This is a genomic window from Micromonospora sp. NPDC003197 (assembly GCF_053590565.1).
The window spans coordinates 106,024-129,183 of record NZ_JBSFTE010000003.1; the positions used below are offsets into that span (position 1 = coordinate 106,024).

Annotated in this window: 21 protein-coding genes, 1 tRNA gene and 1 pseudogene; 9 read left to right on the forward strand and 14 right to left on the reverse strand. The window is 66.2% G+C overall.

Annotation, left to right across the window (positions count from 1 at the left end; genetic code table 11):
- Positions 1–1,468: 1,468 nt before the first annotated feature.
- Positions 1,469–2,689 carry an acyltransferase family protein gene (locus ACWDV4_RS04465; protein WP_449974826.1) on the reverse strand — a complete coding sequence of 407 codons (1,221 nt, stop codon included), beginning with the start codon at positions 2,687–2,689 and terminating at the stop codon, positions 1,469–1,471.
- Between the two features lie 136 nt (positions 2,690–2,825).
- On the opposite strand from ACWDV4_RS04465, the gene ACWDV4_RS04470 reads away from it, so the two are divergent.
- Positions 2,826–3,827, forward strand: coding sequence for a DUF3068 domain-containing protein (locus tag ACWDV4_RS04470; protein WP_449974828.1), 1,002 nt, complete (start codon positions 2,826–2,828; stop codon positions 3,825–3,827).
- Positions 3,828–3,956: 129 nt separating this feature from the next.
- On the opposite strand, the gene ACWDV4_RS04475 is transcribed toward ACWDV4_RS04470, so the two are convergent.
- Together ACWDV4_RS04475 and ACWDV4_RS04480 are read right to left on the reverse strand one after the other, a co-directional pair.
- Positions 3,957–4,700, reverse strand: a complete 744-nt coding sequence (locus tag ACWDV4_RS04475) for a class I SAM-dependent methyltransferase (RefSeq protein WP_449974829.1) — start codon at positions 4,698–4,700, stop codon at positions 3,957–3,959.
- Between the two features lie 116 nt (positions 4,701–4,816).
- A complete protein-coding gene (locus ACWDV4_RS04480; protein ID WP_449974830.1) occupies positions 4,817–6,487 on the reverse strand; it encodes a DUF885 domain-containing protein in 1,671 nt (556 codons plus the stop codon).
- Positions 6,488–6,584: 97 nt separating this feature from the next.
- Here ACWDV4_RS04480 and ACWDV4_RS04485 point away from each other — a divergent pair, with 97 nt between their 5' ends.
- Positions 6,585–7,595: a DMT family transporter gene (locus tag ACWDV4_RS04485; protein ID WP_449974832.1), complete on the forward strand. Its 1,011-nt coding sequence runs from the start codon at positions 6,585–6,587 to the stop codon at positions 7,593–7,595.
- Here ACWDV4_RS04485 and ACWDV4_RS04490 read toward each other — a convergent pair.
- Both ACWDV4_RS04490 and ACWDV4_RS04495 read right to left on the reverse strand, forming a co-directional pair.
- Positions 7,592–8,665: a PHP domain-containing protein gene (locus ACWDV4_RS04490; RefSeq protein ID WP_449974834.1), complete on the reverse strand. Its 1,074-nt coding sequence runs from the start codon at positions 8,663–8,665 to the stop codon at positions 7,592–7,594. The genes ACWDV4_RS04485 and ACWDV4_RS04490 overlap by 4 nt on opposite strands.
- A 38-nt stretch (positions 8,666–8,703) precedes the next feature.
- A complete protein-coding gene (locus ACWDV4_RS04495; RefSeq protein WP_449974835.1) occupies positions 8,704–8,982 on the reverse strand; it encodes a hypothetical protein in 279 nt (92 codons plus the stop codon).
- Between the two features lie 90 nt (positions 8,983–9,072).
- On the opposite strand from ACWDV4_RS04495, the gene ACWDV4_RS04500 reads away from it, so the two are divergent.
- Positions 9,073–11,016 carry a M48 family metallopeptidase gene (locus ACWDV4_RS04500; RefSeq protein WP_449974836.1) on the forward strand — a complete coding sequence of 648 codons (1,944 nt, stop codon included), beginning with the start codon at positions 9,073–9,075 and terminating at the stop codon, positions 11,014–11,016.
- Between the two features lie 65 nt (positions 11,017–11,081).
- Here the strand turns inward: ACWDV4_RS04500 and ACWDV4_RS04505 are convergent, their stop codons facing one another.
- Positions 11,082–11,810 (reverse strand): M23 family metallopeptidase, encoded by a 729-nt coding sequence (locus ACWDV4_RS04505; protein WP_449975136.1) that lies wholly within the window; start codon positions 11,808–11,810, stop codon positions 11,082–11,084.
- A 179-nt stretch (positions 11,811–11,989) separates the two neighbouring features.
- On the opposite strand from ACWDV4_RS04505, the gene ACWDV4_RS04510 reads away from it, so the two are divergent.
- The 4 genes from ACWDV4_RS04510 to ACWDV4_RS04525 all read left to right on the forward strand — a co-directional run bounded on the left by ACWDV4_RS04510 (position 11,990) and on the right by ACWDV4_RS04525 (position 13,902).
- Positions 11,990–12,415 (forward strand): hypothetical protein, encoded by a 426-nt coding sequence (locus ACWDV4_RS04510; protein WP_449974837.1) that lies wholly within the window; start codon positions 11,990–11,992, stop codon positions 12,413–12,415.
- A 97-nt stretch (positions 12,416–12,512) separates the two neighbouring features.
- Entirely contained in the window at positions 12,513–12,680 is a 168-nt protein-coding gene (locus ACWDV4_RS04515) for a hypothetical protein (RefSeq protein ID WP_449974838.1), read from the forward strand.
- A 137-nt stretch (positions 12,681–12,817) separates the two neighbouring features.
- The gene (locus ACWDV4_RS04520; RefSeq protein ID WP_449974839.1) at positions 12,818–13,363 is read left to right on the forward strand and encodes a tRNA adenosine deaminase-associated protein; all 546 of its coding nucleotides are present in this window, start codon (positions 12,818–12,820) and stop codon (positions 13,361–13,363) included.
- A gap of 74 nt (positions 13,364–13,437) precedes the next feature.
- Positions 13,438–13,902, forward strand: a complete 465-nt coding sequence (locus ACWDV4_RS04525; RefSeq protein ID WP_449975137.1) for a nucleoside deaminase — start codon at positions 13,438–13,440, stop codon at positions 13,900–13,902.
- Between the two features lie 108 nt (positions 13,903–14,010).
- On the opposite strand, the gene deoD is transcribed toward ACWDV4_RS04525, so the two are convergent.
- Positions 14,011–14,718, reverse strand: a complete 708-nt coding sequence (gene deoD, locus ACWDV4_RS04530) for a purine-nucleoside phosphorylase (RefSeq protein WP_449974840.1) — start codon at positions 14,716–14,718, stop codon at positions 14,011–14,013.
- Positions 14,719–14,794: 76 nt separating this feature from the next.
- Between deoD and ACWDV4_RS04535 the strand changes: the two genes are divergently transcribed.
- Positions 14,795–14,881, forward strand: a tRNA-Ser gene (locus ACWDV4_RS04535).
- A 113-nt stretch (positions 14,882–14,994) separates the two neighbouring features.
- Here the strand turns inward: ACWDV4_RS04535 and ACWDV4_RS04540 are convergent.
- The 4 genes from ACWDV4_RS04540 to ACWDV4_RS04555 all read right to left on the reverse strand — a co-directional run bounded on the left by ACWDV4_RS04540 (position 14,995) and on the right by ACWDV4_RS04555 (position 19,259).
- Complete coding sequence (locus ACWDV4_RS04540) at positions 14,995–15,873, reverse strand: DUF4231 domain-containing protein (protein WP_246446557.1); 879 nt, start codon at positions 15,871–15,873, stop codon at positions 14,995–14,997.
- Between the two features lie 157 nt (positions 15,874–16,030).
- Complete coding sequence (locus ACWDV4_RS04545) at positions 16,031–17,251, reverse strand: tyrosine-type recombinase/integrase (protein ID WP_449974842.1); 1,221 nt, start codon at positions 17,249–17,251, stop codon at positions 16,031–16,033.
- 17 nt (positions 17,252–17,268) lie between these two features.
- Complete coding sequence (locus ACWDV4_RS04550) at positions 17,269–17,478, reverse strand: helix-turn-helix domain-containing protein (RefSeq protein WP_184535315.1); 210 nt, start codon at positions 17,476–17,478, stop codon at positions 17,269–17,271.
- A gap of 344 nt (positions 17,479–17,822) precedes the next feature.
- Entirely contained in the window at positions 17,823–19,259 is a 1,437-nt protein-coding gene (locus ACWDV4_RS04555; RefSeq protein WP_449974843.1) for a hypothetical protein, read from the reverse strand.
- Here ACWDV4_RS04555 and ACWDV4_RS04560 point away from each other — a divergent pair.
- Positions 19,236–19,436: pseudogene (locus ACWDV4_RS04560) on the forward strand (HAD family hydrolase); the annotation flags it as partial. The gene ACWDV4_RS04555 and the pseudogene ACWDV4_RS04560 overlap by 24 nt on opposite strands.
- Positions 19,437–19,489: 53 nt before the next feature.
- Here ACWDV4_RS04560 and ACWDV4_RS04565 read toward each other — a convergent pair.
- From ACWDV4_RS04565 to ACWDV4_RS04575, 3 genes are all read right to left on the reverse strand, one after another.
- Positions 19,490–20,986, reverse strand: a complete 1,497-nt coding sequence (locus ACWDV4_RS04565) for a hypothetical protein (protein ID WP_449974845.1) — start codon at positions 20,984–20,986, stop codon at positions 19,490–19,492.
- A 328-nt stretch (positions 20,987–21,314) separates the two neighbouring features.
- Positions 21,315–22,082 carry a hypothetical protein gene (locus tag ACWDV4_RS04570; RefSeq protein WP_449974847.1) on the reverse strand — a complete coding sequence of 256 codons (768 nt, stop codon included), beginning with the start codon at positions 22,080–22,082 and terminating at the stop codon, positions 21,315–21,317.
- 491 nt (positions 22,083–22,573) lie between these two features.
- Positions 22,574–23,092 carry a hypothetical protein gene (locus ACWDV4_RS04575; RefSeq protein ID WP_449974848.1) on the reverse strand — a complete coding sequence of 173 codons (519 nt, stop codon included), beginning with the start codon at positions 23,090–23,092 and terminating at the stop codon, positions 22,574–22,576.
- Positions 23,093–23,160: the final 68 nt, after the last annotated feature.

Genomic DNA, 23,160 nt, shown 5'->3' on the forward strand with positions numbered 1-23,160 from the left:
TGCACCTGCCCACCGGTGGGGCGTACCGGCCCGAGTTGTGGGTACGGGCGAAACCCGGGTCGGCCCTCGATGCGCTCCTCGACCGGGAGGTCGCCCGAGCCGGAGCCGGTGACGACGCCCCCTCGGTCGTCGCCTCCTCCACCCGTCTGCCTGAGCCGGCCACCCGAGCCGGCGCGGTGCTCGACGGCGATCCGGCGACGGCCTGGTCGCCGGCGGTCGGCGACTCCGGACCCTGGCTACGGATGACCTGGCCGTCGCGCCGGACCATCACCGGCCTGAAGGTGACGGCACATCCGGAGGTCGCCGCCTCCCGACCTAGCCGGGTGCAGGTGATCGGCGACCAGGACACCCGCAGCGGCACCATCGGTCCTGACGGGACGGTCACCTTCGACCAGCCGATGGAGTCCCGGGCGATCACCGTCCTGTTCCGGGCGGACGCGGTGGCCAGCTCGTACGACCCGTACACCAACCGGACCGAGTCGCTGCCGATCGCCGTCGGCGAACTCTCCGTACTGCCCGGTCCGGCCAATCCGCTGCCCGAACTGTCGCGACAGGTGACCCTGCCGTGTGGGTCCGGCCCCAAGCTGATGGTCGGTGGGGTGCCGGTCCAGACCGCGCTCACCACCACGGTGCGGGAGTTGCTGGAAACCCGGGATGTGCGGGCCCGGATCTGCGTGTGGGGCGACGGGACCATCCCGGTCGAGGCCGGGCAGAACCGGATCGTGGCGACCGCGAGCGAGGTGGCCACCCCGGTCCGGTTGGCGCTGACCGCCGGCGAGGAATCCGCGCGGCCGACACCCCGTCCGGTACGCGTCGACGACTGGTCGGCCACCGACCGGGTGGTGCGGCTGGAGTCGCTTCCCGTGAACCGGGTGCTGGCGATGCGGGAGAACAACAACCCGGGCTGGCGGGCCACCGCTGGCGGCCAGACGCTCACCCCGATCGTGGTGGACGGTTGGCAGCAGGGCTGGTTGGTCCCGGCCGGGGTGGGCGGCGAGGTGCGGATCTCGATGGAGCCGGCCAAGCCGTACCAGGTGGGGTTGACCGCCGGGGCGGGACTAATGCTGGGTGTGGTGTTGCTGGCCGTGCTGCCGACGCGTCGTCGCAACGACGATGGCGAGTACGACGACGGCAAGTACAACGATGGTGAGTACGACGACGGCACGCGGGACGGCGGCGAGCGGAACGCTGACGACGAGCCGGCCGGCGGACGGGACTGGCTCCTGCCAGCGACGGTCGGTGGGATCGCGCTGCTGCTGGTCGGCGGGGTGGCGGCCGGAGCGTTGGCCCTGGCCGGGATCGGTGCGATCGTTCTGCGGTCGAAGCTGGTCGCCCGGGCACCGGCCATCGAACAGCGTCGGCTGCGCCGGCTCTGGCGGCAGACGGCCTGGCTACTGCCGGTGGCCTGCTTCGGGCTGGCCGGCTGGCAGTCGACCGTCAGCCTCGACCCGCACCGGGCCGCACTGCCTCAGTTGGCGGCACTGGCGGCGGTAGCCGGGCTCTGGGTCTCGGTCGTGGTGGCGGACTTCCGACGCGATGCCCGGGCGAGGAACAGCCGGGGTCGCCAGGCGGCGAGCCGCAACGCCGGACGCTCCAGCGCGTAGTAGCTGATCGTGGCGAGCAGCAGGCCACCGCCGAGGGTCAGGGCGAACGTGCCGAGTAGGTCGCCACTGAACATCGGACGATCGGTGACCCGGTAGACCGTCTGCAACACGAAGGGATGCCAGAGGAAGAGGCCGTAGGAGACCGTACCGAGCCAGCGGGCGGTGGCGGTGCCGAGCACCGCCTTCGTCCGGGTCTGCGGCCCGAACGCGATCGGCAGTACGACCAGCACGGCGACGACCAGGTAGAGCACCAGTCGGGTGGCCATCTGTGCGGTGCTCGGCGTGCTCAGGTCGTGCCGTCCGGCGACCGGGGTGGTGGCGACGGCGAGGACGCCGAGGGCGATCGCCCAACAGGCCAGCGGGCTGCGCCCCAGCGCGTCAAGGAACCGCCAGGCCCGTGGGGCGGTGCCGGTGGCCAGGGCCACGTGTACGGCGGCGAGCGCGATGCCCGCCCCGAACCAGGTGGCGTACGACGGCAGCCACATGCCGTACGGCCAACCGTCGACCAGGCCGGTGGCCATGGCGACCAGCCAGCCGACGGTCACCGGGATGGTCGCTGCGGCTACGGCCACGGCCCGCCATGGTCGCCACCTGCGGCCGGTTGCCGCCATTGCGATCAAGGGCAGGACCAGGTAGAACGCAACCTCCGTTGCCAGGCTCCAGGTCTGTCCGACGCTCTGCCGCAGGGCGCTGTCGTCGTAGATCTGGGTCAACGTCAGGTAGTGCAACCAGTCCGAGGTGGTCAGTGCCGGGCTGCCGGGCAGCAGGAGCAGGCAGACGACGACCGTGAGCCAGTACGCGGGCAGGATGCGCAGCGCCCGGCGCCACAGGTACCGCCGGCTACTCGGAGCGGGTGCCCCGGTGGCCGAGGCGTACGCCCAGGGCCGGAACAGCAGGAACCCGGAGAGTACGAAGAACAGCGCCACGCCGACGTCGAGCACGCCCAGCCAACCACCCCAGGACGCGGTCAGCGTGACCCCGGTGTAGAAGCCGACATGTTGGGCGAGGACCGCGATCGCGCCGATCACCCGTACGGCATCCAGCGCCGGTAGGCGGGTCAGCACATGAGGGGTATCGGTGGACATCAGCCTTCCAGGGGGTCGCGCTCGAAGTGACTGGGGAGTAACCTGCCGCCATGTTAAGGGCGTGTCACCGATACGTCAGCTACACGTTCGGCCCTAGGTCGAGCGGCGCCACTAGCCGTAACATTCGGGAGGATCAGTGAAACGACTTGTCGGCGCCGCCCTGTTCGGGGTGGGCGTCCTATCGGCCATTTTCGCTATTGGTCTGCCAGCGTACGTCGCGCCGGCAGTCACCCAACTGCCGTACGACCTGGAAAAGTCGACTTCGGTGGCCGAAGCATCCGGCGCCCAGTTCCTGCAGATCAAGGCAGGCAAGGCCACTGTGGAGAGCGGGGCCCTGCGGACCACCGTCGAGGTCCTGCCCCGAGCCCGTCAGACCAAGGACAAGATGACGGGCAAGCTGGAGGGCAACGCCGTGGTCTGGGAGGTCTACCAGGCGGTACGGCGTATCGACAACGAAGAGTTGATCAACGCCTACAGCACCGAACTCGCCCTGGATCGACGTAGCGGTGCCGCTGCACCCTGGAACGACGCGTGGCTCAAGGACGGCACGGACCTGGCCCCCGACTACTCCGGTCAGATCTACAAGTTCCCGTTCAACACCGAGAAGAAGACCTACCAGGTCTACGACCGGGATCTGCGCCGCTCCTTGCCGGCGGAGTTCAAGGAAGAGACCACCATCGACGGCGTAAAGGTGTACCGGTTCGAGCAGGTCGTGCCCGAGCAGCAGGTGCATGTGGCCGAGTCGAGCGTCAATCTGCTGCTGAGCCAGTTCGCCCCGGGAGCGACCAGCGGGCAGGTCTTCTACCGCACCACCCGTACCTTCTGGGTCGAGCCGGTCACCGGCTCCTACCTGGACCTACGCGACCAGCCGCACAAGGAGCTGCGGCCGAATGTGGGCTCGCCGACGGTGCTGCTGGACGCCGACTTCCGCTACACCAAGGACACGGTGACCTCAAGCGCCGACCGGGCCGCCGACAACGCCCAGAAGATTTCGCTGGTCACCTTCTGGCTACCGGTCATCCTCGGCGTGTTCGGCCTGATCGCCATCGTCGTCGGAGCGGTGCTGGTGCTGCGTGGCCCTCGCGACGAAGCGGCCCGGCACCGTCAGCCCGAGCCGGATCAGACCCTGGTCGGCTGACCGTTTCCCGTCCCGCTGACCTGACCTGACCCAAAGAAGAGCGAACCAAACCAAACCCTGACCGTACGGCGGGGACCGGCCGGCACCGTCGGTCCCCGCCGTACCTCTTACTTCCCACTGACGTATCCGTCAGCGTTTGACGGCCAGTACGACGAGAATCGAAGCCATCGACGGCCGGTGGCACATCAGCGAATCCAGCCAGGTCATCGCCCGGGGGACGTCGTGGAACCGGGCACCCCGGAGCCGGACCGGCTCGAAGCCTTCTCGGCGTAGCAGGTCGACCAGCGCAGCACGGTGGAACAGCCGCAGGTGCCCGACGGGCAGAGTTTGGTCCTTGAACCGGCACAGTGGGCCGGCACCGACCTCCGTCGAGCGGCTCGAAGTTTCGTAGAAGATCGGCTGGATGCCGAGCGGAAAGAGCACCCGGTTGTACCAGGCGTGCAGGTTCGGCGTGGTGATCACGAGATGGCCGCCCGGCCGCAGCACCCGGGCACACTCCTCCACCAACAGGTCGGGGTCGTAGAGGTGCTCGATGACCTCCGCCGCGTGCACGATGTCCACCGTGGCGTCCGGCAGCGGAATACCCTCGCCCAGGTCACACCGGTGGAATTCGTACGGCAACCGGGCGGCTCGGGCCAGTTGGTGCTCCGAGTAGTCCACACCGATCCAGCGGACCGGGCGGTCGCCCACCTGCCCGGCGAGGTGGTCGAGGTAGCCGCCGTCGCCACAGCCCACGTCCAACACGCTCACCGGAGCGTCGGCTCGCTCTGCGAGCGCGGCCAGGACGATATCGCGCGCGACGACCTGACGGTGATACAGGTCCGGCGCCTGGGTGTCCCAGCCCTGTGCGCCGTAGTAATCGATGATCGGCACGATGGTGAGCTTAGTTCGCGCTGGCCGGCCGCGTGGTCCCGCGTACTGCCTGCTGACGGTCGTCGTCGGCGGGCGATACGCGGGACCGATCCGCGAGTGGCCGTACCCGTGGGTGGTTAGAGCCGGGCGAGGGCGGCGCGCAGTGGGTCGAGACCCAGCGAGCCGAGGTCGAGCGCGGCGCGGTGGAACTCCTTCAGGTTGAAGTCGGCACCCTTGCGCGCCTTCGCATCCTCGCGGGCCTGTAGCCAGATCCGCTCACCCACCTTGTACGACGGTGCCTGCCCCGGCCAGCCCAGGTAGCGGTTCAGCTCGAAACGCAGGTTCTCGTCCGGCACCCGGCAGTGCGCCCGCATGAACTCCCAGCCGAGTTCCGGCGTCCACCGCTCGCCCGGGTGGAAGCCGAACGGGTTGTCCTTGGGGATCTCCAGCTCCAGGTGCATGCCGATGTCGACGATGACCCGGGCGGCCCGCATCGCCTGCCCGTCGAGCATGCCGAGCTTGTCGCCCGGGTCCTGGAGGTAGCCCAGGTCGTCCATCAGCCGCTCCGAGTAGAGCGCCCAACCCTCACCGTGCCCCGAGCACCAGCAGAGCAGTCGCTGCCAGCGGTTGAGCAGTTCGGCGCGGACGGCGGTCTGGGCGACCTGGAGGTGGTGTCCCGGTACGCCCTCGTGGTAGACCGTGGTGACCTCACGCCAGGTGGAGAACTCGGTGATGCCCTGCGGCACCGCCCACCACATCCGCCCCGGGCGGGAGAAGTCCTCGCTCGGGCCGGTGTAGTAGATCGCGCCGTCGCTGGTCGGGGCGAGGCAGCACTCGATCCGGCGTACCTGCTCCGGGATGTCGAAGTGGGTGCCATGCAGTTCGCTGATCGCCTTGTCGGCGAGCGCCTGCATCCAGTCGCGGAACGCCTCCTTGCCGTGGATGCTGCGGGCCGGGTCGGCGTCCAGCGCGGCGACCGCCTCATCGATGCTGGCCCCGGGGCCGACGATCCGGGCGGCCACCGCCCGCATCTCGCCCTCCAGCCGGGCCAGCTCCTCGAACCCCCAGGCGTACGTCTCGTCCAGGTCGACCTTCGCGCCGAGGAAGTACTGCGAGGCGAGTTGGTAACGCTCCCGCCCGGCCGCCTGCTTCTCCCGCCCGAGCGGGGCGAGTTCCTCGCGCAGGAACTGGCCGAACTGGGCCGTCGCGGCGGTGGCGGAGGCGGCACCCCGCCGGAGGTCGGCGGCGAGTGCGCCCTCGGCGGTCAGCCGGTCGACCAGGCCGTGGAAGAAGTTGTCCCCGTTCGGGTCGGTCCAGATGTCGCACTGCTTGGCGACCTCGACCATCTGCACCCGGGAACCGACGTGTCCCTGCTGCGCGGCGGTCCGCAGGGTGGTCCGCAGGTCGTCGAGAGCACCACCGAACTGGTTGAGCCGGGCGGCGATGTTGGTGACCGCCTCTTCGCCCTCGGTAGGCATCAGGTCGAAGACCTGGCGGATGTCGTGCAGACCGCTGGCGATCACGTTGATTTCGCTGGTCGTCTCACCGGCGTCGTAGCGGGCCAGTTCCAGACCCAGCCGCTCCTGCATCGCCTCCTTGGCGGTCCGCTCGGCCTCCGTCTCCGGCTCGGTGACGTCGAGCTTGGCGAGCGTACGCCGGGTCAGGTCGGCCTGCGCCGCGTAGCCGGCCGGTGACAGGTCGCCGAGCTGGTCGTCGTAGCCACTGATGCCCGAGTAGGTGGCACCGGTCGGGTTGAGCGGTGCCCACTCGGCGACGTAGTGGTTCGCGAGGTCATCGATTTGTCCCACGTCACGACCCTACGTGATCCACAAAGCCCGCTGCACCGCCATTACGCTGACCGAAAACCGCGCGCAAGCGAATTGGCCACCGGGCAGGATGTCAGGAGTGACTGTCGGAATCGCCCCTGACAAAGCCGGCCTGCGTAGCTGGTTGCCTGGTTTCCTGTTCCTCGCCGTCATCTGGGGATCGAGCTTCCTGTTCATCAAGATCGGCGTTCGGGAACTTCACCCGCTCTACGTCACCCTCGCCCGGGTCGGCATCGGTTCGCTCACCCTGCTCGTGGTGCTCGCCATTGTCCGGGACCGGTTGCCCCGCGACCCGAGGTTGTGGCTGCACCTGGCCGTGATCGCCGCCATCGGCACCGCCGTGCCGTTCACCCTCTTCGGCTACGGCGAGCAGCGGGTCTCCTCCATGCTCGCCGGGATCTGGAACGCCACCACGCCCCTGGTGGTGCTGCCGATGGCGGTGCTGGTGTTCCGTACCGAGCGGATGAACATGCGCCGGGCGATCGGCATGACACTCGGCTTCATCGGCGTGCTGGTGGTGCTCGGCGTGTGGCAGGGCGTTGGTGGCGCCCAGTTCACTGGGCAGATGATGTGCCTCGGGGCAGCGGTCTGTTACGGCCTTTCCATCCCGTACCAGAAGCGGTTCATCGCCGACCGGACCGAGTCGGGCCTGGCGCTGTCGGCGGGGCAGTTGCTGATGGCGACCGCGCAGCTCGCGGTCGTCACGCCCCTGGTCGCCGGGGCCCCGCCCGCGCCGACCAGCCTGTCGTTCGACGTGGTCGCCGCCATCCTGGCGCTGGGCGCGCTCGGCACCGGGCTGGCCTTCGTCATCAACATGCGGAACATTCGGCTCATCGGGGCGAGCACCGCGTCCACGGTGACCTACCTGATGCCGGTCGTCTCGGTGTTGATCGGTGTGTTCCTGCTCGACGAGCAGCTCGCCTGGTACCAGCCGGTCGGTGCGCTGGTCGTGCTGCTCGGGGTCGCCTACTCCCAGGGTCTGTTCCGCCGTACGGCAAAACCGGACCGGTCGCAAGCTGGCACGATTCAGCCGGACCGGGTGCCAGCCGGCTCGCTTCAACAGGTCGGCTCAGCGGGCAGCAGGCCCTAACCGGCGTGGCTGGCGGTCCACTCCACTAGTTGCTCGGCCGGCCAGGTGTTGACCACATGGTCAGCCGGCACTCCGCACAGCGCCGCCCGCTGACAACCGAACCGCTGCCAGTCGAGCTGGCCCGGGGCGTGCGCGTCGGTGTCGATCGCGAACCGGCAGCCCGCCTCCAGCGCCACCCGGATCAGCCGCTTCGGCGGGTCCTGCCGTTCCGGCCGAGAGTTGATCTCGACAGCCTTGTCGTACTCGACGCAGGCGGCGAAGACCGCCGCCGCGTCGAAGTCGCTCGGCGGCCGGGTACGGGCCCGATGCCCCCGGTCGCCCGGACCGGTCACCCCCGCTGGTCGGGCCGCGACCATCCGGCCGGTGCAGTGTCCCAGGATGTCCAGGTGCGGGTTGGCGATCGCGGTCAGCATCCGTCGCGTCATCCGGGCGCTGTTGTCCCGGAGCCCGCTGTGCACCGAACCGACCACCACGTCCAGCCGGGCGAGCAGTTCGTCGTCCTGGTCGAGCGACCCGTCAGCGAGGATGTCGACCTCGATGCCGGTCAGGATGCGGAAACCCTCCGGCAGCGCGTCGTTGACGGCGGCGATGTGGTCGAGCTGGCGGCGCAGTCGGGCGGCGGTCAGGCCCTTGGCCACCGTCAACCTGGGCGAATGGTCGGTGACGACGAGATATTCGTGGCCGAGTTCGACCGCGGCCAGGGCCATCTCCTCGATCGGCGAACCCCCGTCGGACCAGTCCGAGTGGGTGTGGCAGTCGCCCCGCAGCGCCGTACGCAGGTCCGTGGCGGCGGCGTCCAGGTCGGTGCCCTCGGTGGCCTCCAGCCGCCGCAGGTAGACCGGCTCCTCCCCGTTCAGCGACTCGGTGACCGTCCGTGCGGTGACCTCGCCGACGCCGGAGAGCTCGGTCAGCGTGCCCGCCTTTGCGCGCGCCGCCAACTCGCTCGCCGGCAGGCCGGCCAGCGTCGTCGCCGCCGACCGGAAGGCCCGGACCCGATAGGTCGCCTCGTTGGCCCGTTCCAGCAGAAAGGCGATGCGGCGCAGATCGGCGATCGCATCCCGGGTGGCCATCCCGCCACTTTATGTGATGTCAGGTCCGGGTGGCACGGTCATGTCCTGATGCCGGCGTAGGACCGGTGTTGGCTGAACATGCTTCCCGAGTCACCGAGGTAGGACCAGGGAGACCGGGTCGCGAGATCACCCAGCACCTCGAACGGTTCGGCGGCGACCCACTCGCCAATCCAGTCCTGTACCACGGGGACCTCGGCGACCACCGACAAACAGAACGCGTGGTCGTCGGGATTGGTGATCGACGTCAGCAGGTTCCGGGCGCGGGGCCAGTTTTGTTGCGCCAGCGCGTTGTAGACCAGCCGCGCCGCCGGAATCACCCATCGCGGGATCGATGGGCAGTTCTGCTGGCCTACGCCTAAACAGTCCCATGTAGACACTCTCCTTGATCGATCGAGAGCGTACGGGCAGTGGTCGCTGACCGTAAGGGGGTTGCCGCTCAGAGATCGACGCCGTACGGTCCCCTGCGCCGCCGCCCAGAACGGGTGGCCGTACGAGAAGGGAACGACGTGGTCGCGACCTACCGGGCGTTGGCGTCCGTGGTCATGCTCGCCGGTTTCTATCTGGTGGCGCTCGCGCAATTCGGTGCCGCCGTAGCTTTGGTGTTGTGGCTGAGCACAGTGATCGCTGGTGCGGTCGCGGTGAAACTGGCCCTGCCGCTGTTCATCGCCCTCGGGGGCGCGGTGGTCGCCCTCTGGCGGGCGATCCGTACCAAGTCGGAACCCGCTCACGGTCTGGTCGTCCAGCCCGACCAGGCACCGCAGCTCTGGCAGCTCGTGCACGAGCTGGCCGACCAGGTCGGCACCCGAATGCCGGACGAGATCCGAATCGTGCCCGAGGTCAACGCGGCGGTCAGCGAGGAGTCCAAACTGCTCGGGCTGATCGGTGGCCGGCGCACCCTCTACCTGGGACTACCGCTGGTGCAGGCGTTCAGCGTCGACCAGCTCCGCTCGGTACTCGCCCACGAACTCGGGCACTACTCCGGCCAGCACACCCGGTTCGGCGCCATGGCGTACCGGGGGCGGCTGGCGATCGGCGGCACGATCGACCGGATCGGACCGTGGAACCCGGTGGGCTGGGTCTTCAAGGGGTACGCCCGGCTCTACCTGATGGTCGACAACGCCGCGTCGCAGCGGCAGGAACTGGAGGCCGACCGGGCCTCGGTCCAGGTCGCCGGTCGGGCGTCGGCCGTCTCCGCACTGCGGGAACTGCCCGCGCTCGACGCGGCCTGGGGTTTCTACTTCAGCCGGTACGTCGAGTCGGGCTGGGAAGCCGGGTTCGCCCCCGACGACCTCTTCGGCGGGTTCGCCAAGCTGATCGCCGCCCGGGAGGACGAACTGACCGCACTGCGCGAACAGGAGCCGTCCAGCGAGCGGTCCCGATGGGAGACCCATCCGCCGATCGGTGAGCGGATCGCCACCATGGCCGAGCTGCCCGAGGGCACTGTCACTCCGGACGGACGCCGGGCCACCGAGCTGCTGCCCGACGTCGCGCTGATCAGCCGCCAACTCCAGGAGCTGATGCTCGATGTGGGGCAGCGGACCGTACTGCCCTGGCCGGAGTTCACCGCCGCGACGATCGCCGCTGGTGTGCAGCGGCAGGTGGACACGATCTTCCGGGCGGCGGCTCGGTTGACCGGCGCTACCGACGATGTCGGCCTGCCCACCATCTTCGAGCTGGTACGGGCGAACCGCCTCGGGGAACTCGCCGAGCAGTTCTTTCCCGACGCCACCCGCCGGGAGGCGGCCCAGCGGTTCGTCGGCCCGATGGAGCTGTTGTTGCGTAACGCCGCAGTCTCCTCCGGGGTCGCCCACTGGCAGCACTCGTGGTCCAGCCCGGCCCGCCTGGTCGACAAGACCGGCGAGCCGTTGCCGCTCGACGAGATCGCCAAGCTGGCCGTCGACAACGAGACCCTCGACGAGGCAGAGCAGCGCCTGACCGAGCTGGGCATCGACTCGGCCCAGTCGACGCTGGTCCAGCGCCAGGCCACCGCGACGGGGGCGGACCTGATCGGCGGGCTGGCGAACATCAAGGTGGACGGGGTCGACCATGACCTGCTGATCCTCGACCGGGGGTTCATCTTCATCGGTGACCCGGGCAAGGTCGACAAGGGGGAGAAGCGGCTGCGGGAGCTGGTCGCCGGAATGCCGGTCGCCAAGCTAGCCGAGATTCACCGGTTCCTGCCGTTCGAGGAGGTCGCCTCGGTGACCATCGCCAAGCGGACGCCGGCCAAGGCGGAGCTTCGGCTGCACGACGGAGGCACGATCACCATCCAGGAGACCTGGAGTGGTGAGCTGCTGGAGAAGAAGAGCCGGGAGACGCTGCTGCGGGTGCTCGACTCGTTCGACCAGTGATGTTAGGAAGGGCCCCTTCCTAGCGCTTTTTGCATAGGAAGGGGCCCTTCCTAACATCCCCTCGGTCAGGGGGCGGTGGGGCAGCCCCGGGTGCGCTGCCAGTCGGCAACGGTCTTGGCCGGCGAGGTGTCGGTTTTGCGCCGCCACGCGTCGAGGTACTTCGCCGGCCAGACCACACCCCGCCGGACCCACCAGTCACCGGTACGGGCACACACTGGCGAGATGCCAAAGTGCAGGTGGCAGACGTTGTTGGCGTTGCCGGTCTTGCCGACGGTGCCGACCTTCTGCCCGGCGCGCACCCGTACTCCGGCCTCAACGCCGACCGTGACGTCGGTCAGGTGCGAGCCGTAGTAGCGCACCCCGTCATCGCCGAGCAACGACACTGCCTTGCCGCCGTTCAGCGGCCCCTTCGGGCCCCGCTTGTCGAACTTGTCGACCCGGCTCACCTCAAGGATCACGCCGTCGGTCACCGCCACCACCGGTGCCCCGCAGGCGGCAAAGAGGTCAGCCGCCGGGTAGGCCGAGTGGGTCGAATGGTAGGAGACGTCGGTGGTCTGCACCGGGAAGACGTACTGGGGTCTGGTCGTGGTCGCCGACGGTCCGGCACCGCTCGGCGAACCGGTGGGGGTTGCGTTCGTCGGCGCGGAACCGGCGCTGGCCGGCGTGCCGGAACCCGAGGTGTGGAACGACGGCCGGTCCGCTGCTGGTTGCGCATTGCCGCAGCCGGCGGCGAGCGCCGCGAGCAACACCACCATCGGGTACGCAAGGCCGCGGCGCAACGGTACGACAGGCACCTTTTCTCCCCGTGACATCCGGACATCCTGACAGACGGATTCGTGGGCTTCCTCCCGAACCGTCGGTGTCCGATGGTGACCGTCGCCGAAGCAGGTGGCCCGGTCAGCCTCGGCGGGTACGCTGCGCCGGGAGAGCGGTCGTCGGGAGAGTGGTGGCCGCTGGCGAAGGAGCGACGGTGATGACGCAGCAACCGGCGTTTCCCCCGCGACCGGGGAGCGGTGCCCCGCCCAGCTGGTACTACGGCCCCGGTGGCCGTGCGCCCTCTGGGCTGTTCCCGTCCGGTCCGAGGCTGTTCCCGGTCCGCCCGCAACGACCGACCTACCGGGAGCCACACCCGGTACGCGGTGGCGCGCTGGCCGCCGGCGCTGGTGCCACGGCGGCCTGGCTGCTGTTCTTCGGGCTGCTCGGTAGGGACCTGACCAGCTACGTGTGGTGGACGCTGTTCGCGGGCACAGTGGCCTGGCTGGTCGCCCTGGTGTTGATGCGGATAGGTGATCGGGGTGTCGCCGCCGGGATCGCGATGGTCACGGCGGTCGGCTGGAGCATTGCCACAGTGGTGGTGGCCGTACGGTGGACAGCCGACGGCTACTGGCCGCTGTGGTGATTGGTTCGGGAGACCCGTTCGATACGGTGTGTGGTGAAACCGATGCCGAATTGTCACCAGGCTTGACGAATTCTTCATAACTCGGCACGCTCGCCTCATGGCCTGGACAGAGCAGCGGTCCGATGCTGAGCGCAGCCGCCGTCGGTTGCAGCTCCTTGCCGAGCTGGCCGGGGCTAAAGCGCAACGCGAACGCGAGCGCCCGCTGCGCCACCGTGCCGATCGGCTGCGCGAGTTGATCGACACCCGCCGTCGCCTGGCCGGCTAGCCGGTTCACCGCTCTGGCGAATCCCCGCCCCGTCCTTCGGGGAGTTGTCCGACCTGTCGCCGAGGCGACCAGTTACCGTCACGCGGTAACGACAAGTCAGCGGTGGTGTGCCGCAGGGCAATTGGGGGGACGGGACCGTGCCGTACTTCGCTGGGGCCGCCGTACGTGGTGCGGCCGGCTGGACGGCCGCCGAGATCGACCTGGGCGGTGTCGCCGATCTGGACGAGGTGGCCGACCGGCTGCGTGACGTCGACCTGGATGCGGAGGTCTCGCTGCTCTTCGTCGAGGTCGACGACGTCTATCTGACGATTCTGCGACTGGACGAGGGCGAGAATCTGCGCGTCTTCAGCTGTGACTCGGCGTTCGCCGACGAGTCCCGACTTGGCGCGCTACTGGTCGGCGATCTCCAGGCACCCGTCCTGGACGCCGACGAGCCCGCCGACTCGGACGACGAGGACGAATCGTCAGACTCGGGGAACGCGGATGACGAGGATGAGGAGCCGGCGGCCGACCCGGACGCCGACCCGATCGGCGACGCCGACCTGCTCACCGACTTCGGCATCTCCGCGTCGCGGCTGCTCGCGCTCTGCGCGCACGACGGGATGATGCCCGCCGACGTGACGGCCGAGGTGTGCCAGATCATCGGCTGCGGCGACGAGGTCGAGGAGTTGCGCGAGGCGTGACCGGACCGGCAGACGTGGGTGACTTCGCGGGCGAGCCGGTTTTGGTCGGCCGGCGACAGCGCCACGAAGCCTGGATGCGGCGGGCGCTCGACGTCGCCGCTGCGGAAGAAGGCTTCGTCGACACCGGAGAGGCCACCCGGTCGGCCCCCGTACCGGTCGGTGACGTACCGGTCGGTGCGGTGCTCTACGGTCCCGACGGTGCGGAACTCGCGGCGGGTCGCAACGAGCGGGAGTTGACCGGTGATCCGACCGCCCACGCGGAGATCCTGGCGCTGCGCCGGGCGGCGGCGAAACTCGGGGCCTGGCGACTGGACGGCTGCACCCTGGTGGTGACGCTCGAACCGTGCACCATGTGCGCGGGGGCACTGGTGTTGGCCCGGGTGTCCACCCTGGTGTTCGGCGCATGGGAGCCGAAGACGGGCGCGGTGGGCTCGCTCTGGGACGTCGTACGCGACCGCCGGCTCAACCATCGTCCGGAGGTCTACAGCGGCGTCCTCGAAGCCGAGTGCGCCGCCCTGCTCCGCGCGTTCTTTCGCTGACCGGAGACGGAACTCTTCCGCTGACCGGCGGCGGGGCTCTTTCGCTGACCCGGGGACGGGGCGGTGTGCCGCCGTCCCCGAATCAGCGGGTGGTTCACAGGCGCAGAGTCAGGCGATGGCGGTGTCGAGGGCGATCTCGACCATCTGGCCGAAGGTCTGCTGACGCTCCTCGGCGGTGGTCTTCTCACCGGTCTTGATGTGGTCGCTGACGGTGAGCACGGTCAACGCCCGGGCCCGGAACCGCGCCGCGATGGTGTACAGCGCCGCCGACTCCATCTCCACCGCGAGTACGCCGTAGTCGGCCAGCGTGTCGTACAGGTCCGGGCGGTCGGTGTAGAAGGCGTCCGCGGCCAGGACCGGGCCGACCCGCATGGTGATGCCGCGCCGCTCGGCCACCTCGACCGAGGTACGCAGCAGCCCGAAGTCGGCGACCGGGGCGTAGTCGATCAGCCCGTCGAAGCGGACCCGGTTCATGTTCGAGTCGGTGGCCGACCCGTTCGCCGCGATCACGTCACGCAGTTGCAGGTCGGGGCTGAGTGCCCCGCAGGAGCCGACCCGGATCAGGGTCTTCACGCCGTACTCGTTGATCAGTTCGTGGGCGTAGATCGAGGCGGACGGCATACCCATGCCGGAGCCCTGGACCGACACCTCGACGCCGGACCACCGGCCGGTGAAGCCGTACATGCCCCGGACCGTCGAGTAGCACTTGGCATCCTCGAGGTAGGTCTCCGCGATCCACTTGGCCCGCAGCGGGTCGCCCGGCATCAGGACCCGCTCGGCGATCTCGCCCGGCTTCGCGCCGATGTGCGTACTCATGACATGTGATCCTGCCAGGTTGGCGCAGGCGATACCGCCGCGACGTCCGCCTACGCGATCAGGTACCCTTCTCGGCGGTGGCGTGTCCGAGCGGCCTAAGGAGCACGCCTCGAAAGCGTGTGAGGGTTTACGCCCTCCGAGGGTTCAAATCCCTCCGCCACCGCTCATGAAGTGCGAAAACGCCCGGCCGGTCCTGACGGACCAGCCGGGCGTTCAGCTTTCGGGCTCAGTCGTCGTCAACCACGACGTGCTCGGAGCGGAACCGATGAGTGCCTGTCACTCCTCGCGTTTGACCTCGGCGGGCTGATCAAGTTGCTGCTGCCGCTTGTTCTGCTCGTCGCGCAGCCTCTCGACGCAGTCTGCGAAGAGGGCGTATGCCGCCTCCTCGTCTAGCCCTGCATACTTGCCCACGCGGAGCTCGACAGCTTCGTATTCCCGTTCAATCGCGTCGGCCGTCTGTTGGGAGTTAAAGCTGCGCTCGTGATATTTGAAGTACCCGGTAAAGCCTGCCGATAGTCCCACAGCGGCGCTGGCTGCCACGGTTAGCCACCTTGCTTGACTGAAGGCGACTGACGCTGTAGCAATCGCGGAGGTGGCTACCGAGCCGATAATAATTACGCTTTGGAATCTGTTATGAATCCCCCGGGTTCTCCCGGCATCTTCACGGAACTGTGAGATCAGGTCGGGAACGTCATCCCTGTAGCGCTTTTGTGCGAGCAGTGCCCCGTCGTCTCCACTGCTCATGCTCGTGTCTAGGTCGGCCTGGGTGCGTCGACGGACGACATGGAGCTTCTTAATGATGATGCGGGTTTTCCTCATGCGCTTGTATTGCCAGTATGCCAGCGCTGGTGAGGCAAGCAGTGATACGGCGCATGCAATGTATAGCTGTGTAGAGAAGCGGGTTAGTTGTCCGAAATCGGAGAAAGTGGCGACTGTAGCTATGGCCACGAGGGCGACATTGCCTACGAAGATCCAGGCGATTCCAACCTTGCGCCATAATCCCTGAAGATGGAGCTTTTCTTCGGCGTCGAGGATTAAGCTGCGGACATGGTCGGGGTGCCAGCTCTTGGAGCCATCACTGATGACCTGGTTCCAGTTTTCCTCGTTTGTGGTTCCACTCTTCTTTTTCCAAAGCTGCGACATTTTCGACCACATGGCGTAACGCTATGATTACCCGTCTGGTGAGACAAGGTGAGGCTTAGTCGTCTTATCGACACTTGCCTGTGGACTCCCAGTGTGCTTCAAGGAGCAGCCGGAAGGGGCCGGTTCATCTCGCAGTCCCTTCCGGCTCCTGGGCGGCAGGTAGGCCCGGCTAACTGGTGCTGCCGCTATCTTTTTTCCATAGCAGCCCGTCAACTTTTCGGGCGATATCGCGGCGCACCTGCCCAGTGAGGTGCTGGTAGCGGGTCGCCATAGCCGAGTTCGACCAACCCATGATGCCCATCACCGCACGCTCCGCCACGCCGAGAATTAGTAGCACGGTGGCGGCGGTGTGCCGAGCATCGTGTAGGCGGCCGTCCCGCAGCCCGGCCAGCTTGAGCAGGCGCTTCCACTCGTCGTAGTCGGTGCGAGGGTTGACCGGTTCGCCGGTCGGGGTGGCGAATAGCCAGCCGCCATCGGCCCAGAGTTGTGCGGCGGTTGCGCGTTCCTGTGTCTGTTCCTGATGGTGCTCCCGCAACAGGTTCACCAACTCGGCGGGCAGGCCGATGGTCCGGCGGCCGGCGCGCGACTTCGTCTCTGCTGTCTCGGCGCGTGTCGGTTGCCGGTCGGGGCAGTGCCCGCCGAACTTCCGGCCGCAGGGCTTGTCGCACCCGTGCCGCCACCGCGGGCGTTGCCGGCCGCGCCGGACTACCAGCGTTCCGGCGTCCAGGTCGACATCCGACCAGCGCAGGCCGAGCGCTTCCCCTTGGCGCAGGCCGAGGGCGAGCGCGACCGCCCACCGGGCGCTGTTGCGGCGCCCGCGGGTCGCGGCCATGAGTCGTTGCACCTCCGTGACTGAGTACGGCTCGATCTCGCTCTCCGCCAGGCGTGGGGCCTTGGCGAGAGCGGCAGGGTTCTTTGCCAGGTGCCCCCGGCGTACTGACTCGTTGAGCGCGGTCCGGATCGTGCGGTGAGCCTGGTGGGCGGTTGCCGGGGCACTGCCGTTCTCCTGCATTCGACGGTAGAAGCGCTCCAGGTGCTCGGGTTCCAGGCGCTCAAGCCGGTGCCCGCCGAGCCCGGGGATGAGGTGCCGGTAGACGGCCACCCGGTAGCCGGCGATGGTGTTCTCTCGTACGGCCGGGGCGGCGATGTTCTCCACCCAGTGGATTAGCCAGGTCTTCACCGTCCAGCGCTGGCCAGCCTTACGGACCGTCCCACTGTCCCGTTCCCGTTCAAGGAGCCGTACCTTCTTGATGACTGCTGCTTCCGTCTTTCCCCGGACGTGCCGGCGGTCTGGCGATCCGTCGTCCTTCACACCGACGGTCACCCGTCCATGCCAAGAACCGTCGGCACCGAGGTAGGTGCTCGACGCCCCGTTGGGTCGACGTCCCATCTGTCAGGCTCCTTCCGTCAGGCGACGCGGTTGAGGGGTGCCGGGTTTGTCAGGAGGCTTCGCACGTACTCGTCGATGCAGAAGGTGGGCACGCGGCGGAGACGGCCGATGGTGACGGTGCGAATCTGCCCGGCCTTGATGAGGGCGTACATAGTGGTTCGGCCGATGCCGAGTCGTAGGGCGGCTTCTTCGATGGTCAGGACGACGCGGTTTTCGGCGGTGGGCACGGTTTCTCCCGGTGATTCGTGGCCTGTGAACACTTATGGGGTGGGTTGTTGGGGCGGTTGGCCGAGTGGCTGGCTGTGTTGTTACTTGCGGGGAGGGCTGAAACATCGCCGCATCGCCGCATCTCCGCAAACGTGCCTGTGAGCTGGGCAAATGCTTGCGGATATCTTGAGGAGTTGACCCGGTTCATCTCCGCAAACGCGGTGTCATCTCCGCAGATGTTGCGGAGATGCGGAGATTGATATCTGTCGACTCTGGGATCTCCGTAGGTTCTCCGCAGGGTGTTTGTGCTGGTCACCGTGGCTTTGCTGCGGAGATGCGGAGATGTTTCAGCCGACTTTTGTCCCTACTGGTTGTGGTGGTCGACCCAGAACACGTTCCGGTCTCCTCGGTCGCTCTTGCCGGCGCGTAGGACGTGGTCGCCTCGCCACCGTCCGGCCTGCCCGGTGAGGAGCCTGCCGAGTTGCAGCGGGTTAGGCAGCTTGCCGGACGGGGTGGTGATGAACTGGCCATCCCACGGGTCGTGCACGTCCGAACCGAGGTGTACGGGTTCGGCGTCGCGGCGTAGCTCAGCCGAGGTCATCTGTTTGCCGCCGTGCCGGTCGTGCCAGCAGGCGAGGAATCCGCGCCACCGGGTTTCGTCTTCGTCTACCCCGCGTACCGCTTCGGCGTTGGCCAGGAATCCGGGGATGTTGTGGTGGGCGAGGAACCCACCCAATGCCTGTGCCCAGGGGGTGAACTGCCGCATGGATACCCCGGTGGCTTTGGGTGCCCTGTTGCGGGTCCAGTCGAGCACGAGGACCAGGAGGTGACGCATGACGGTGAGTTGGTTGGCCGGTTGCGTGATCCACTGGTCAAGGTGCGGGATGCCGAACTGGCTTTGGTCGCGCTGTTCGGGTCGGGGCATGTTCGGGTCGAGGTGTACCCGCACGGTCCGGGAGGCCATGTCTCCGCCGACCTGGAGTTTGTTTCCGGTGGCCATCCATAGCCGGTCGTTGACGCTGGCGAGGTTGCGGGATGAACCTAGCTGCCGGTCGGACCAGACTCCGGCGGTGACCAGCAGGGCGAGGTTGGCGGAGTCGATGACGGTGCCTTCTGCGAGGTTGTCCCAGATGACCACGCCGACCTGCTCAGCGAATACGGCAGTGATGGACTTGCGTAGCTCTTCTTCGGTGTAGGCCCAGGGCATGACGCGCTGCCCGTAGAGCATTCCGGGTCCGGCGGTCAGGATCGATTTGCCGGAGGCGGGCATGGTCGCGTCGATCAGCCCGAACGGCGTCAGGGACCGGGTGTAGTTGCGCAGGATCGGCGTAGCCAGAAGTGCGATGTAGTTGGCCCGGTCCGCCGGGGACGACCAGGGGAAGTCGCGTAGGAACCGGTTGAGTAGGAAGTTCCGGGCGTCGCGTACCTGCTCGGCGGTGGGCTGGTCGGGCACCGGGGGCAGGGCGACCTTGGAGGCCAGGTAAAGGCCGGTGGCCGGGTCGTAGCCGGGCCGCTGCAACAACGTGCCGTCACGGCGCAGCACGGGTGCTCCGATGATGCCGCGTAGCGGGGCGGTTTTCGGCCAGGTCTTGCCGGCCAGCACCGACGCGAGGATGTCCCGGGGTGGGGTGACCTCGTCTTCGTACACCTCGGGTTGGCCGTCGTCGCCCTTGCGGGTCTTGAGCCGGTACACGTAGGCGTGCTCAGCCAGCAGTCCAGCGAGCCCGGCCGGGGTGAGGTGGCTGGCCGACACCGGTAGGGGCGAGTCCTCGTCAACCTCGGTGGCCAGCCCACCAGACAAGTTCTCGTCGGCGATTCGCTGTCGGACATCGAGGGAGCGCGGGCCGCAGGGGTACGCGTGATCGGTTATGCAAACCGGCCGCCCAAGGTCAGGACGTTCCGAGCGGCCGGGGCAGACTTAGTGGTCAACAGCATGGGGGCGATAGCCGGGGCATTGATTGACCTAGTGGGTGGTTGAGATCCGTCTTCCTCATGAGCCGCCACCACTGGCCAGCGTTGCGGCCGTCGTTATTAAACCCAAGGAACCGGATCAACTGCACCCGCCCAGCGATTGAGCGACAAGGCGGATTTATGCTGGCCCGTATAGCCCAACATGTTAAGGATGCCGAGCCTGAGAAAGTGACACGCTACCATGCTAGCTTCGGCCCAGGCATATGCATTCCACCTGTCCAGCGTCTTGGTCGGATGAACCATCTTGTTCCGAAGGTAGATAACAGCGCCGAGGGCATCCCGCGCAAGTCCGTGGCTGACTGGCATAGCCGCTGCTGCCGCTTGCAATTCAGTGAGATGTGAAGGGATGGAAGTATCAATTTGGCAGTCGTCCAAGAATTCTCGGATTTCGCCTTCCGTGTTTCTTGCTGCACTTTCAAAGGCGTTAGACGAAGTGTACTTCTTTTTTTCGTTTACCAGACGCTGATGTGCCAGCAGTTGCAGGCCGGAGACGGCTAGACCGATCGCCGGCTCAACATCTACATCTGCATTCGCACTGACGTAATACGAAGCAGCGTATTTAAGCGCGTTCTGATGGTCCGGCTTTGACAAGTAATTCAAGCCGCATTCTAGTAGTTCTGTTACTTGCTTGGACCCGATCGAAGAGTCGAGCCAGGAGGTAGCATTCATCATGCTGTCTACCGGCGGTGCCGTCCACCGCGCCCACACCACGTTGTCTCCCCGCCAGCCAACGGGCAAGACGGGGTTGATGCGGCGGCCCACTGCGACGTTCAGCAAGATGCGGATAGATTCCATGACAGCCGCAGCGTCTTCTGGTGCAAACTCTGCGCCGCCCACCCTGCGCAACTCGCCGATATGGGTGACGGCACGGCCTCCTGTGTTCTTCAAGCCCTTCCGGAAATCCCGGCGGCTGGCCTGCTTTGTCCGGTCAATCGTGACTGACCAATCACCTGCCTGCACCTGCACCCGCGCATTCCAAGAATGCGTAAGGTTATCTGGGCTGCAGACCATGCTGCCGTCATTGGCATCCCAACCATTCGGGATTAGAAACCCGATCTTGTCAACAGGACCAACGCCAATCTCCTGTAGTCCAAGGTTATCTTGATACAGCGAAGATTTCTCCGGCGGATCAGCTAGGGCGCAGTCCATCGATTGAACAAAAAGTTTGGCACCGGGCGGGAATCTTACGGTAGCGAAGTCCTTCCATAAAGTCTCATCTAACGGCTTCAGCCTGTCATGCAGGTCCACGAGTGAGGCATCCCGAGAACCCTGAACAACAATATGCGTGCTCGGATTCCATTTGAAGCGAATGTCACCTTCAAGCAACGTTGGGTTGGAGTCGGCGGCGAAGCCGAAGCTTCCTTGGTATAGGCAAATCTCGGGGTTGATTCCTTCAGCGAAGTATGGATGGATAAGGACGTCTGGGTGCTGGTGCCGTATAACGACAGGACGCCCATCGGTCATCCTAATTCTTTCCTCAACAACTCGATTGCCGGCCGCATCGAGCAAGACTAACACTTGCCGAGAGCCACCGGGCGACTCGTAAGTCACGGTCATGCAGACACCTAGCCATGTCGGGTCGATATTTTTGAATATTCGTCATAAGCTCACTCAGTGCCTAACTGTGCCGCTTTCTTCACGAGGTCCTTAAGTTCCTCGACCGTAAGCCACGGCTGCGAGCGGTGGATCATCGATGGCAATTGGAGCAAATGAGGAGCAACGCTCTTGTCGCGACCGGTGAAGTCATTCGCACGTAGCGGCGGCCCGGTGCTCAGTCCGTGGGCGTGGCCGGCGATTGCCTTTGTTGCGACGCTCCGTTGAGGGGGCGGGCGGTCTCAGTTGTGGTTGCCGGTACTCCCTTTATAGGTGAGACGTGATGTCTCTGCTACGAGAACATGGCAGCGATTCGAGACGCCAGATCGGCAGCCCCAGAGACGGCGGGAACCATCTGCTGAAGACTGGAGAATAGAGCCTTCATCCTTGCTCGACTGGGCTCCTCTGTCCTGGCTTCAGCGAGGAAACCATCGAGTACTTCAACTGCCTCATCGTTATTGGATCCTCTGACTATGTGTTCAAGCTCGCGCAGCGCTTCAACCGTGTCAGTTCCATAGCGACTGCGGTAGGTGCCGACATTGGAATTGACTATCACGCTCTTATTTACCACATTGGAATTGTCGCCCACTGAAAAATACTCGTTGTAAGTCACGACAGGATCACGCTCCCGGAGACGCTTGTCGCCTTCAGCCGTTACGGCAACTTTCGAGAATGAGTTGAAATCGGTGGGCAAGCTCTCGTCATGGGCTGAGGTGACTTCAAGTTGACCCCACTTGACGAGTGGTCGCACTATGCGGATAACGTACCGCTCGTGCTCACTTATTTCGGAAGCGATCTCCCTAATGCTTAGGGCGTGGTCGCGACCCTTGTATATGACATCGAGAACCTGCCGCTCAATGGCGTCGCGTTCTGAATGGCTAAGGCTTTTTGCTCGTGTTTCAGCGTCGCTGATTGCGATGCGCTCACGGTAGTAGCCACGCACGAAGAATGCGGCGATCGCAAGCAGGGCTAACACTCCGAGGACATTATCCAGGAAGCTGGGCTCCTCGGTTTCCGCCGATCCGGCCAGTATGTCGTACACAAGTAGAGGCGGCGTCATGATCCACTTCCGTGTCGGGCGATCCCGAGTATCCCTTAACGAGCGATGGATGGGTCTGTCAGATCAAGGACTCTTGCGCCGGGGGGATGAACCGGCGGTCTCAGTTGTGGTCTCGTTCTTTGCCGTACGGCGGTGCCCGCCGCCGTCCGCCCGGAGAGCGTTGCGCCTGGCTGGAACCCTCGTGGAACGACTGTGGACGGTTGGTCGCAGACCTCGAAAGCGTGTGAGGGTTTACGCCCTCCGAGGGTTCAAATCCCTCCGCCACCGCTCATGAAGTGCGAAAACGCCCGGCAAGTCCGCAAGGACGAACCGGGCCTTTTCGCTTCTGGGTGCAGTTGGGTTCGTCGGCGCCGTCGACCTTGCCCGGCTCTCCGGCTTTCGCTGCCCCGCTGTCAGCCCCTGCCGAGCGGGCTGGCGATCATCGGACCTTGTGCTGCTTCTGCAAACAGTTGCGGAGCCGGGCCGGTTCTGGCCACCTCAGATCGCCCTGGCTAGCGCTTCCCAGAAGGTGCTTCCTTTGTGTCGCTCTCGTAGTTCAAGGTTGCAGAGATGATCCTTGCATCGGCCTTCTTGGAGAAGCGCTTGGAGACCAATTCGTTGCCTGCAACAATTGAGTTGTAGTCAGTTCGAAGATTTCTGACGATCTTTTCTAATTCGCCTTTGTCTCTCCCGTTTGCAGTCTCCCTCTCCAGTCGGATCGTGTGACGGAGGGCGGTGAACCGGTTTCCCGCTTCGCGGAGGGACTTGGATTTCCTTTCGGAGCCGAGGAAAGCTGACGTGGCAGCAATGGCTCCCGCTACTGCCCCGGCTGCTCCCCAGTGCCGGGTCTGCCCGATCACAACCAGTATCGAAGCCGCAGAACTGGCCAAGGCTGGCAGAAAGACTATTGCCCTGCCCCAGAACTCTGCCGACTTGGCGGCTTCGAAATAACTCTGTGCGGAGTACGTGGAGTCTTCGTACATCCGGTCCAGCTCGGCTATGTAGGGGCTAGCTGAATCCTTGGTCACCATGCTTTCCTCCAAAGTGGGGTAGTGGGATTCTTGGCGCTGTCATTAAGTGATCGGTCGTGGGGTAAAGA